General features: G+C 63.2%; 11 protein-coding genes. 5 read left to right on the forward strand and 6 right to left on the reverse strand.

The window, feature by feature from the left end; all coding sequences use genetic code 11:
• Positions 1-664 (forward strand): TRAP transporter large permease subunit (locus JOZ76_RS13015; RefSeq protein ID WP_291699032.1); only part of this gene is annotated, 664 nt, incomplete at its 5' end.
• Positions 665-829: 165 nt separating this feature from the next.
• Here JOZ76_RS13015 and JOZ76_RS13020 read toward each other — a convergent pair.
• The 5 genes from JOZ76_RS13020 to JOZ76_RS13040 all read right to left on the reverse strand — a co-directional run bounded on the left by JOZ76_RS13020 (position 830) and on the right by JOZ76_RS13040 (position 7,334).
• Positions 830-2,551, reverse strand: a complete 1,722-nt coding sequence (locus tag JOZ76_RS13020) for a tannase/feruloyl esterase family alpha/beta hydrolase (RefSeq protein WP_291699033.1) — start codon at positions 2,549-2,551, stop codon at positions 830-832.
• A 322-nt stretch (positions 2,552-2,873) separates the two neighbouring features.
• Positions 2,874-3,962: a TRAP transporter substrate-binding protein gene (locus JOZ76_RS13025; RefSeq protein ID WP_291699034.1), complete on the reverse strand. Its 1,089-nt coding sequence runs from the start codon at positions 3,960-3,962 to the stop codon at positions 2,874-2,876.
• A 226-nt stretch (positions 3,963-4,188) separates the two neighbouring features.
• Entirely contained in the window at positions 4,189-5,277 is a 1,089-nt protein-coding gene (locus JOZ76_RS13030; protein WP_291699035.1) for a TRAP transporter substrate-binding protein, read from the reverse strand.
• Positions 5,278-5,466: 189 nt separating this feature from the next.
• Positions 5,467-6,606, reverse strand: coding sequence for an Mrp/NBP35 family ATP-binding protein (locus tag JOZ76_RS13035; protein ID WP_291699036.1), 1,140 nt, complete (start codon positions 6,604-6,606; stop codon positions 5,467-5,469).
• Positions 6,607-6,887: 281 nt separating this feature from the next.
• Positions 6,888-7,334 carry a VOC family protein gene (locus JOZ76_RS13040; RefSeq protein WP_291699037.1) on the reverse strand — a complete coding sequence of 149 codons (447 nt, stop codon included), beginning with the start codon at positions 7,332-7,334 and terminating at the stop codon, positions 6,888-6,890.
• 226 nt (positions 7,335-7,560) lie between these two features.
• Here JOZ76_RS13040 and JOZ76_RS13045 point away from each other — a divergent pair, with 226 nt between their 5' ends.
• The 4 genes from JOZ76_RS13045 to JOZ76_RS13060 all read left to right on the forward strand — a co-directional run bounded on the left by JOZ76_RS13045 (position 7,561) and on the right by JOZ76_RS13060 (position 11,062).
• Complete coding sequence (locus JOZ76_RS13045) at positions 7,561-8,430, forward strand: NAD(P)-dependent oxidoreductase (RefSeq protein ID WP_291699038.1); 870 nt, start codon at positions 7,561-7,563, stop codon at positions 8,428-8,430.
• Positions 8,431-8,671: 241 nt separating this feature from the next.
• Positions 8,672-10,267, forward strand: a complete 1,596-nt coding sequence (locus JOZ76_RS13050) for a sensor histidine kinase (RefSeq protein WP_291699039.1) — start codon at positions 8,672-8,674, stop codon at positions 10,265-10,267.
• Between the two features lie 59 nt (positions 10,268-10,326).
• On the forward strand, positions 10,327-10,521 hold the full coding sequence (locus tag JOZ76_RS13055; RefSeq protein ID WP_291699040.1) for a DUF1289 domain-containing protein: 195 nt from the start codon (positions 10,327-10,329) through the stop codon (positions 10,519-10,521).
• A 31-nt stretch (positions 10,522-10,552) separates the two neighbouring features.
• Positions 10,553-11,062, forward strand: coding sequence for a TIGR02281 family clan AA aspartic protease (locus tag JOZ76_RS13060; RefSeq protein WP_291699041.1), 510 nt, complete (start codon positions 10,553-10,555; stop codon positions 11,060-11,062).
• 96 nt (positions 11,063-11,158) lie between these two features.
• Here JOZ76_RS13060 and JOZ76_RS13065 read toward each other — a convergent pair.
• Positions 11,159-11,509, reverse strand: a 351-nt coding sequence (locus tag JOZ76_RS13065; protein WP_291699042.1) for a tRNA-dihydrouridine synthase, incomplete at its 5' end; no start/stop codon positions are given.

Consider the following 11,509-nt stretch of genomic DNA (forward strand, 5'->3'; position numbering starts at 1 on the left):
TGCCGTGACCTACTTCGCGGTGGCCTGGATCTGCATCGAGGCGGCCCGCATTCCCGAACTGCGTGACCTCATCAAGCAGGGCTACCAGACCACCATGCGCATCACCTGCATGGTCACCTTCATCCTGATCGGCTCGACCTGCTTCTCGGTGGTGTTTCTGGGCGTCTCCGGCGGCGTCTGGCTCGAGCACCTCCTGACCTCGCTGCCCGGCGGCGTCTGGGGTTTTCTGATCTTCATCAACGTCTTCATCTTCTTCGTGGCGTTCTTCCTCGACTTCTTCGAGATCGCCTTCATCATCCTGCCGATGATCGCGCCGATCGCGCAGAAGATTCTCGGGCCCGCGGTCGGCGACGGACCGGCGCTGATCTGGTTCGGCGTCATGCTCTGCGTCAACATGCAGACCTCGTTCATGCATCCGCCGTTCGGTTTTGCGCTGTTCTATTTGCGCGGCGTAGCGCCGAAGGAGGTCAAGAGCTCCGACATCTATTGGGGCGCCCTGCCCTGGGTCGGACTGCAGGCGATCATGGTGCTGCTCGTCATCGCCCTCCCGTCCACCGTCACCATCCTGCTCGACAAGCCCGTCGAGGTCGACCTCAACAAGGTCAAGATCGAGGTGCCGCAGATCGAGCTGCCGCCGCTCGATTTCGGGCCGCCGAAGCAGTAATCCGAGCGACCTTGCCTCTAGCTGCGTCATTCCCCGCGTAGGCGGGGCATCCAGTAATCGGCGGCACTTGAACTAAACGGAGAATGTACAGAATACTGGATCGTCCGCTTTCGCGGACGATGACGCCTAAACAAAAACCCCGGAGGCCCGGGGTTTTTCGCATTGTCACGGCCCGAATTGCGGGGCCGGCGTTTGGTTGAAGTCGCGCTCGTCGCTGACGCAGGTAAAGTTCGCAGCTAGGGTCGTGCTGCCGCTGCCATTGTATTTCGCGACCTTAGGATAGACGCAGAGCGGCCGCGTCATCTCGACGGCCGGCGGCGTGTCGGCCACGAATTTTGTCGCCACGATCGTGTCCGGCGCGGTGCCCTTCTCCACCCAGGTCACGAGCGGCGTGATCGCGTCGAACACGTTGGGCCCGGGACCGCCCGAGCAGTGGAACATGCCGGGCACCATGAACAGGCGGGCATAGCTCTGGGTCTTGCGCCGCGTGCCGTCCTTGTCAAAGCGCGCCGGCTGGAACCCGCCGCCTTCGTTTTCAACGAGTGCGTTGAAATAGTTGATGCTGCTCTGCGATGGGATCAGCGGATCGGCCCAGCCGTGATACAGGATGAGCTTGCCGCCGTGCTCGCGAAACTCGCCGAGATCGGTCGAGTTCGCATTCAGTACCCTGGCGAGCTGGTCATCGACAGTGTCGACGTCGTTGTGGAAGTCGAAATTCTGGAAATTGTGGGCTCCGCTCGGGAAACCAAAACTCTGCCCGAACACCCAGTAGAACAGTCCGTCGAACGCCGGCTCCGGAAGATTCTCCTGCAGCGCAAGCCCGAGCGCGCGCACATCGTCAGTCTCGTTGCCGCGCTCGGAGCCGGGATTGATGACCTCGCCGGTCACCGGATCGATGGTGCCAGCATAGTATTTACGGATCGTCGTGACCTGGTCGGCGGACAGGCAGGCCGGTGGGACGTTGCCGCCGGTGCATTGCAGCACTTTTGGATCAAAGCGGCAGTCGCGCGGATCGGTCAAGAACTGGTCGGTCGCAGCCCCGCCGTCCTGGCCGACGCATTGCTTGAGCACCGCCTTGTTGATCAGCGTCATCTGGCCCGGCTGAATCAGGCGCCCCGGGCTCGCATGAGTGTCCTGCCACAGCGAAATCGCTCCCATGTGTAGGTGCGTGCGGTTGAACGCCGGCGCGCCCGCGAGGATGCCGTCATAGTCGTTCGGGAAGCGCTGCGCTTCCATCAACGCGTTCTGGCCGCCGGTCGAGCAGCCAGCGAAATAGGCTTTTGCGGCGCCGTGCTGATAAAACGCGTCGGCGATCTCCTTGCCGCGCACCGTCATCAGGTGGATCGCGCGGTAGCCAAAATCCTTGATCCGCTCGGGATGACCGAACAGGCCGGGGCTGGGGTTGGGCGGATCGCCGAACGCGATGGCCAGCGGGTTGCCCATGTTGCCGTTCGAGCCGCAATACAGCGGGCTGCACCCGGACACGCCGGTGCCGAGATCGCTGTTGGTCGTGGCAAAACCGCCCTGGATGCCGCTCGCGAGCTCATTGTAGGTGATGACGCCCTGAAACCCGCCGCCGCCGGTGCCGAGAAAGCGTCCGTTCCATGTCGTCTCCGGCAGCCACAGCTCGATCCTGATCGCCGAGTCGGAGGTCGGTGTCAGCGTCGCCGTGACGCGGCAGAACGCGGGAAGTCCGCCGATGGTCTGCGGCGGGTTGGCGTTGGGCACCACGAACACGCCGGATGTGTTGTCGGTGGCCGATGTGATGGTGGTGTGCTCGAGCTGAAGCGATTGCAGGTTGGTGCACGGCGACGCCAGCGCGGGCGTACCGGAAATCGCGACCAAGGCAAAAAGCCCTGTCGCGCCGACAAGATAGGGTCGATGCATGGTCTGTCCTCCCTATTGTTGGTTATAAAGGCCGGCTTCAGAAGAGCCGACTGACAACGCAATGTGGCGCAGAAATATGAAATTCCAGTAGGAGGCCGCGTGTTTTGCACGGCTTGGCGTGGTGCGGTGCCGCGAACGGATGAACGGAGGTCGCGGACAAAACGGTCGCATCCGGCGATCGCTTTCGTGCAGGAAGTGCCCCGGAGCCTTCTCCGGGGTTGCCGCAGCCTCTCGTCATTGCGAGCGAAGCGAAAGCAATCCAGGGCCGAGCCCGGGACACTGGATTGCTTAAGAGCTTACGCTCCTCGCAGCGACGGATGCGTCAGCTCAGCGCGTGGCGTGTCATGAAGAGGTCGAAGCCCATCTCGCAAACCTGGAACCACTGATACCCGGTGTTCGCAAACGCCATCAGGGACTCGTAGGCCTTCTTGAAGTTGGCGTTGGTCGCCGACACTTCGGCGTGCAATTCCATCGCAGCCTTGAACGAGGCTTGCATGATCTCCGGCGAGAAGGCGTGCAGCTTGGTGCCGCCGGCAAGCAGCTTCTTCAACGCCATCGGGTTGGCCTGGTCGTACCTCGCCATCATCCAATTGTTGGCAAGGTGGCCGGCTTGTTCGAGCGTGCTCTGATAGTATTTCGGAAGCGCATTCCACTTGTCCAGATTGACGAACGCAAGCAGCATCGGGCCGCCCTCCCACCAACCGGGGTAGTAGTAGTGAGGCGCGACCTTGTAGAAGCCGAGCTTCTCGTCGTCGTAGGGACCGACCCATTCGGCACCGTCGATCGTGCCTTTCTCAAGCGCCGGATAGATATCGCCGCCGGCGAGCTGCTGCGGCACGGCGCCAAGCTTCTGCAGCACCTTTCCAGCAAATCCGCCGATACGGAATTTCAGGCCCTTCAGATCATCGACGGTGTTGATTTCCTTGCGGAACCAGCCGCCCATCTGAGCGCCAGTGTTGCCGGCGAGCAGCGAGATGATGTTATAGCTTTTGTAGAAATCGTTCAGGACCTCTTTGCCACCGCCGATGACATACCAACCCTGGTTGAGGCGCATGTTCGGACCGAACGGCACCGACGCACCGAAGGTGAAGGTCGGGTCCTTGCCGAAATAGTAGTAGGACGCGGTGTGGCCCATCTCGACTGTGCCGTTCTGGACCGCATCGACAACTTGCAAGCCAGGGACGATCTCTCCAGCGGCAAAAGTCTGGATCTGGAATTTACCGTCGGTGGCTTCACCGACCGCCTTGGCCATCAGCTCGGCGCCGCCATAAAGGGTGTCGAGCGATTTCGGCCAGCTCGCTGTCATTCGCCATTTGATTTCGGGCATCGATTGCGCAATCGCGGGCGCCGCCAATGTCGCCGCACCTACAGCCCCCAGACCGGTGACCTTGATGAAATCTCGTCTCTTCATGTTCTCTCCCTGTTGGACGTGTCATTGTTCGCCTTCGTGCCGAGGCTTGTCACAAGGATGGAACATCCAATCTGCGATTTCCATCCCTCCGAATACGCAAAAAGCCCGGCCAGCGGCCGGGCTTTCTACGACTTAAGACTAAGACATCCGTTGTCATTCCGGGGCGAACCCGAAATCTCGAGATTCCGGGTTCGCGTCTTCGACGCCCCGGAATGACGCCGGATCGTCAGCCGCGGGTGCGCGAACGGATCATGAAGCTGTCAAATGTGTATTCGGCGACCTGCCACCAGAGATATTCGTCCGAACGATAGGCCTGCATCGCATCGATCGACTTCTTGAAATCGGGGTTCTTGGCCGAGATCTCCGCCCACAATTCGTTGGTCGCCTTGAGACAAGCTTCCAGCACTTCATTGGTGAACGGGCGCAGCTGCGTGCCGCCCGCGACAAGGCGCTTCAGGGCGGCCGGGTTCTGCATATCGTAGCGCGCGGCCATCCAGCTGTTGGCGTTCGCCATCGCGTTGGTGACGATGGCCTGGTAGTTCTTCGGCAGCGAATTCCACTTTTCGAGATTGCAGAAGGCATGCACGGTCGGGCCGCCTTCCCAGAAGCCGGGGTAGTAATAGTATTTCGCAACCTTCTGAAAACCGAGCTTCTCGTCGTCATAGGGCCCGACCCATTCGGCGCCGTCGATGGTGCCCTTCTCGAGCGCCGGGTAGATGTCGCCGCCGGCGAGCTGCTGCGGCACCACGCCGACCTTCTGCAGCACCTGTCCCGCGATGCCGCCGATGCGGAATTTCAGGCCGGAGAGATCGGCGACGGTCTTGATCTCCTTGCGGAACCAGCCGCCCATCTGCGTGCCGGTGTTGCCGCAGGGAAAACCGATGACGCCGAACTTCTTGAAGAACTCGTTGCCGAGCTCCTGCCCGCCGCCTTGGTACCACCACGAGTTCTGCTGACGCGCGTTGAGGCCGAACGGCACCGAGGCATAGATCGCAAATGTCGGATCCTTGCCGACATAGTAGTAGGAGACGGTGTGGCTCATCTCCACGGTGCCGTTGGAGGTGGCATCGAGCGCCTGCAGGCCCGGGATGATTTCACCGGCGGCAAAGACCTGGATCTGAAACTTGTTGTCGGTCATTTCGGCGACGTATTTCGCGACCTGATCGGCGCCGCCATAAATCGTGTCCAGCGATTTCGGGAAACTGGAGGTCAGGCGCCACTTGATCTCGGGCGAGGACTGGGCGATCGCCGGCGCGGCCACCGCGCTCGCTGCGGCACCGACCGCCGACACTTTCAGAAAATCACGACGCTTCATTGCAAGGCATCTCCTGCTTGAGGGGACGTTTCCCACGTGTTTGATCGCTCGCACCCACCCAATCACGTCCTACGTCGAACGGGAGCGTTCCTCGCGGGCGTTTAACACGGAACAGCGCTTTGCGAAAACGCGAGCAAGCCATGACGCACCGTACCAAAGTCGCATATCTCGGCAGACTCGCGATTCGGCCTATGCGGCGGCGATGACGCCCTTGAGCTGATCGCGAATCGCTGAGCCAATGGCCCGGTAGGCCGCTGCATGCGTCCCCCTGGGGTCGCTGATCACGACCGGATGGCCCGAATCGGAGGTTTCGCGAATCGCCATGTGCAGCGGGATCTCGCCGAGGAACGGCACGCCGAGCCGCTCGGCCTCGTGGCGCGCACCGCCATGGCCAAAGATGTCCGAACGCGAGCCGCAATGCGGGCACTGGAAATAGCTCATGTTCTCGATGATGCCGAGCACCGGCACATTGACCTTGCGAAACATCGCAAGCCCCCGCCGCGCATCGATCAAAGAGAGGTCCTGCGGCGTCGAGATGATGACGGCGCCCTTCAGCGGCACATTCTGTGCGAGCGTCAATTGCGCATCGCCGGTACCGGGGGGCATGTCGACGACGAGCACGTCCAGCGTGCCCCATGCCACGTCCCTGAGCATCTGGTTGATCGCCGACATCACCATCGGCCCCCGCCAGATCATCGCAGTGTCTTCCTCGACCAGAAAGCCGATCGACATGATCGAGAGGCCGAAGCGCTGCAGCGGAATCATCTTCCGCTCCTCGGTCAATTCCGGCTTCTCGTGCAGCCCGGTCAGCCGCGGAATGGATGGTCCGTAGATGTCGGCATCGAGCAGGCCGACCCGGAGGCCGAGGTCGGAGAGGCCGAGCGCCAGATTGACCGCGGTGGTCGACTTGCCGACTCCGCCCTTGCCGGAGGCGACTGCGATAACCGCAGCGACACCGGGAATCTCGGCCTGTCGCGACATCGGCGAGGCCGGCGATTGCGGCGGCCGATGGGCGCTGACCGGCTGGACGCCATGCGTGTGACCAGGTGCGTGCCGCTGTGGCGCCGGCGCCGCGGCACCGGGCCGGCGCTCGGCCGTGAGCGCGACCAGGGCAGTGGAGACGCCGGCAATCGCGCGCACCGCGGCCTCGGCCTCGGCGCGGACGCCTTCCCAGGCGCGTGCCTCGTTGGCGTCGACATTGATCGAGAAAAACACCTTGCCGTCACTGGCCGCGATCGCCGACAGCACATTGGCCTCGGTCAGGGCCATGCCGCGCGGCGACCTGATCTTCTTCAGGGTGTCGAGAACCTGTTGCTGCGTCACGCTCAAGGCGCATCTCCTGCCGAAATCGTCAGGGCACAGATAGGACGGCCCAGCAGAAAAGAACAGCCTTCCGACCTCGGCTGCCAGCCACGATGCAGCTGGGCTCCCGCTCCCCGCTTGCGGGGAGAGGGTTGGAGTGAGGGGGAGTCTCCAAGACCGCTACTCGGGGAGAGTCCCCTTCATCCGGATCGCATCTTAAGATGCGATCCGACCTCTCCCCGCAAGCGGGGAGAGGTGAACTGCGACACGCACCGATCGCTTCGCGCAAAGGGCCGTCACGCTCTGCTCTACGCGTGCTGCTTGGCCCCGATATCGTCCTTGCGTTCTTCGGGCGCGGCCGCGCTGCCTTCCTTGGCGGCCTCGTAGTTCAGCTCGATCAGGACGCCGTTGGGGTCATCGACGAAGATCTGCCACAGCTCGCCGCCCGGCACCTGCCGCGCCTCGAAGCGCATGTCCTTGGCTTTCAGCCGCTGCTTCATGTCATCAAAACCGCGGCTGGCAAAGGCGACGTGATGCACGACGCCGGAATCCGGCTTCTGCGGCTCGCTGGTCCCGGAGATGTCGACCAGATGCACCACCGCCTTGCCCTCGCTGTACATCCAGGCGCCGGGGAAGGCGAAGTTCGGACGCGGGCCCTTTTCCAGGCCCAAAACATCCTCATAGAAATGGACCGTATCGGCCAGATTGCGGGTCCGAATGTTGAAATGGTCGAGCACGCCTACACTCATGCCCATGCGATACACTCCCTTTTTTGTGAATTTGCTTGGGGCTCAAGGAGCCTAGCACAAAACCGGGACCCGTCGCCAAACGAAGCCGTTGCCCTCCCCTGCGCAGCCGTTATGGTGCCCGCCTGTCGTTTGCGCGGAACCTGCGTTTCCCCTGCGGATCAGGGTCGCCAAACCTTTCCCAGATGGGCTGGGCGAACGCCCCGGCAAAACCCCAAGACAAAAGGTTCGATCCATGGCCAAAGTCGCTTTTCTCGGTCTCGGCGTGATGGGTTTCCCGATGGCGGGACACCTTAGGAAAAAAGGCGGCCACGAGGTCACGGTCTACAACCGCACCGCGGCCAAGGCGCAGCAATGGGTCGAGAAGTTCGGTGGCAAGAGCGCGCCGACGCCCAAGGCCGCCGCCGAGGGCCAGGATTTTGTGATGTGCTGCGTCGGCAATGACCATGATCTGCGCGCGGTCACGATCGGTCCGGACGGCGCCTTCGCTGGCGTGAAAAAAGGCGCGACCTTCGTCGATCACACCACTGCGTCAGCCGAAGTGGCGCGCGAGCTCGATGCCGCGGCCACCAAGGGCGGCTTCAAATTCGTCGATGCGCCCGTCTCGGGCGGACAGGCCGGCGCGGAAAATGGCGTGCTGACGGTGATGTGCGGCGGCGCCGAGGATGCCTATGCGAGCGCCGAGCCCGTGATCGCGGCCTATGCCCGGATGTGCAAGCGGCTCGGACCCGCCGGCAGCGGCCAGCTCACCAAGATGGTCAACCAGATCTGCATCGCAGGGCTGGTGCAGGGTCTCTCCGAGGGCATCCATTTTGCGAAGAAGTCGGGCCTCGACGTAGCCGCCGTGATCGAGACCATCTCGAAGGGTGCCGCGCAGTCTTGGCAGATGGAAAACCGCTACAAGACCATGAACGACGGCAAGTATGATTTCGGCTTCGCCGTCGAATGGATGCGCAAGGATCTGTCGATCTGCCTCAGCGAGGCCCGTCGCAACGGCGCCAACCTGCCGGTCTCCGCGCTGGTCGATCAGTTCTACTCCGAGGTGGAAAAGATGGGCGGCAAGCGCTGGGACACATCGAGCCTGCTGGCGCGACTGGAGCGGTAATCGGACCGTCGTTGCGAGCGAAGCGAAGCAATCCAGGGCCACGGGCGAAGAACTGGATTGCTTCGGCGCTTTGCGCCTCGCAATGACGTCCTCGGCCGGTTCTGGAGCTGCCGCACAGGTTAGTTTTAACCCCGCATTAACGGGATTCTTTAGCTCTTTAAGGCAGCTCTTAAGGATTTGGCTCCACAGATAGGCGATCCAAAAGGCTCGCGCGGTCCGCGGGCAGGATTTGTGTTGTTTGATGAGCAAACCCGCCGAAAAACCTGAGGTTTTTCAGCCTCCGGCAGAACCGCCCGCCCCGGTTCCGGTCAATGCCCGGCGGGCGGCCCAGCAGCGTGTGCGCGAGGCGCGGGACAAGTTAACGTCGACCAGTGGAACCCGCCCGGCTTTCGACCGAGAGCTGTTACGTCAATACGCGCAGACCCGGATCTCCGCGTCGCTCGTCGTCATCCTGCTGGTGGTTGCAACGGGCTTGCTGTTCGGCCTGTGGATGCAGCCGATCACTGCGGCGGCCTGGACCTGCGGCATGCTCTGCGTTCACGCCGCGATCACGCGCCACTGCGTCCGCTTTCTCGCCGAACAGCCCTCGATCCCATCGACCCGCAAATGGCGCACACGCTTCGTGCTGCTCGATCTGCTCTACGGCCTGTGCTGGGTCACCGTGCTGATCCATCCGGCGCTCGATGCGGCCTCGGGGGCTATGATCATGTTTTTGATGCTGCTGGTGATCGCGGTCTCCAGCATGCTCTCGGCGAATCTGCCGGTCGCGGCCCTTGCCGCGACCGCGCCGGTGACGGTGGCGATCGCGCTCAATTTCGTGCTGAGCGGCGCGTTCGACAATTACGTGCTGGCCGCGCTCGCGCTCGCCGCGGAGGGCTATTTCGCCCTGCTCGCCCACCGCCTGCACTCGACCACGCTGGCGACGCTGGAGGCGCGCGCCGAAAAGGACGCGCTGATCGGCGAACTGGAGCAGGCCAAGGCGATCTCGGACGAAGCACGGCACCGCGCCGAAGCCGCCAACGTCGCCAAGTCGCGATTCCTGGCGCAGATGAGCCACGAGCTCAGAACGCCGCTGAATGCGATCCTCGGGTTTTCCGAGGTGATGAAGAGCGAAATCTTTGGGCCGCACACCGTGCCGGTCTACAAGGAATATTCCGCCGACATCCACAATTCCGGCGTTCACCTCCTCAACCTCATCAACGAGATCCTCGACCTGTCGCGGATCGAGGCCGGCCGCTACGAGCTCAACGAGGAAGCGGTCTCGCTGGTGCATGTGGTGGCCGACTGCCACCATCTGCTAAAACTGCGCGCGTCGAGCCGCGGCATCACCATTTACGAGGTGTTCGAGCAAGGCATGCCTCGGCTGTGGGCCGACGAGCGCGCAATCCGGCAGGTCGTGCTCAATCTGCTGTCGAATTCCATCAAGTTCACCCCGCAGGGCGGCGAGATCTGGCTGAAGGCCGGCTGGACCGCCTCCGGCGGACAATATCTGAGCGTCAAGGACACCGGCTCGGGGATACCCGAGAACGAGATCCCGATCGTGCTGGCCTCCTTCGGCCAGGGCTCCAACTCGATCAAATCGGCCGAACAGGGCGCGGGGCTCGGCCTTCCAATCGCCAAGAATCTGATCGACATGCATGGCGGCACGTTTACGTTGAAATCGAAGCTGCGCATCGGCACCGAGGTGATCGTCACCTTCCCGCCGGAGCGCGTGATGTCGGCGCTGGGCCCGATGTCCGACGAGGCGGACGCGCCGCCCCTGCAGCCGGAAACGGCAGCCGCCGACGACAGGCGCAGGCTGCGCCGCAAGCCGATCATGAGCGCGGGCACCGGATGAGGCCCGCGCATGCCGTTGCTCCCTTGCGCAAGCTTCGAGGCGTCAGTCAATATTGTCGAATGAGCCAGGACACACCGTGTATCGCCGTCTGTATGATCGATCCCCAAACAGGGCTTTGCCTAGGCTGCGGACGCACCCTGCCCGAAATTGCGCGCTGGGGAGGGATGGAGAGCGCCGAGCGGCGCGCGCTGATGGCAGAGTTGCCGGCGCGCATGGCCGGCGCTGGCCTTGCGCCGATGACGAGGCGGCCGTGATCGGCACGGGAGCCATGTGCGGAGGATCGCGATGAACCGCGCCCTTCTCGTCCTGCTTTTGATGGCCGTCACCGTCGGAACGGTCGTCGCCTACAAGGACCCCGAAACGGCGGCGCGTGCCAGCGACAGCGTCTCCGCGATGTTCCGCAAGCACACGCCGTCAGCGCGCGCCGTACAGATCGGACGGGGGCAAGGCGGCGAGTTCACCTTGCAGGCGAAGATCAATGGCGTAGCCGTCCCGATGGTGATCGACACCGGCGCCACCTCGGTCGTGCTCACCTACGAGACCGCGAAAGCGGCCGGACTGCCGCTCGAGCTGCTCGATTACAATGTCGATCTGGAGACGGCCGGCGGGCACACCAGGGCGGCGCGGCTGACGCTCGATCGGCTCGCGATCGGCAATCTGGTCGAGCGTTCGATCCCGGCGCTGGTGGTGCCGCACGGCCAGATGAAGACCAATCTGCTCGGCATGACCTTCCTCGACCGGTTGGAAAGCTGGGAGGTGCGCGCCGACCACCTGATGCTGCGCGGCTATCCCTGAGCAGGATCTTCAAGCATCAGCTGCATGAAGACCATGCAGCTGCCGCTGGCATCGGCCTCGGTCGCGTCGCGTATGTCCACGTCGCTGGAGGCTGCGCTACGCCGCCATCGCGCCGGCGCGCTCTTCGACCAGGGCGATCGCGTCGACCAGCACGTCGATTCCTGCCCCTGCCCTGACGCCATGCACGGCGAGGTGACGGCGGAACGCACGGGCGCCGGGCACGCCGTGGAAGGCGCCGACGAAATGCCGCGTGATCGCATGCAACCGCGTGCCCGAGGCGAGTTCGCGCGCGACATAGGGCATCATGGCCGCGAACACGTCCTTCATGCTGCGCGGCCCGCCTGGCGCGCCAAAGATCTCCGCATCGACCTCGAGCAGCCGCCAGGGCTCCTGATAGGCCGCACGCCCGAGCATGACGCCGTCGACATGAGCGAGATGCTGCTTGGC

The organism is Bradyrhizobium sp. (genome assembly GCF_019244115.1).
Lineage (GTDB): Bacteria > Pseudomonadota > Alphaproteobacteria > Rhizobiales > Xanthobacteraceae > Bradyrhizobium.

Bases quoted from the DNA above. Each gene is read 5' to 3' on its own strand.
- JOZ76_RS13030 (WP_291699035.1), bottom strand. From the start codon at position 5,277: ATGAAGCGTCGTGATTTTCTGAAAGTGTCGGCGGTCGGTGCCGCAGCG.
- JOZ76_RS13020 (WP_291699033.1), bottom strand. From the start codon at position 2,551: ATGCATCGACCCTATCTTGTCGGCGCGACAGGGCTTTTTGCCTTGGTC.
- JOZ76_RS13045 (WP_291699038.1), top strand. From the start codon at position 7,561: ATGGCCAAAGTCGCTTTTCTCGGTCTCGGCGTGATGGGTTTCCCGATG.
- JOZ76_RS13050 (WP_291699039.1), top strand. From the start codon at position 8,672: ATGAGCAAACCCGCCGAAAAACCTGAGGTTTTTCAGCCTCCGGCAGAA.
- JOZ76_RS13040 (WP_291699037.1), bottom strand. From the start codon at position 7,334: ATGGGCATGAGTGTAGGCGTGCTCGACCATTTCAACATTCGGACCCGC.
- JOZ76_RS13025 (WP_291699034.1), bottom strand. From the start codon at position 3,962: ATGAAGAGACGAGATTTCATCAAGGTCACCGGTCTGGGGGCTGTAGGT.
- JOZ76_RS13055 (WP_291699040.1), top strand. From the start codon at position 10,327: ATGAGCCAGGACACACCGTGTATCGCCGTCTGTATGATCGATCCCCAA.
- JOZ76_RS13060 (WP_291699041.1), top strand. From the start codon at position 10,553: ATGAACCGCGCCCTTCTCGTCCTGCTTTTGATGGCCGTCACCGTCGGA.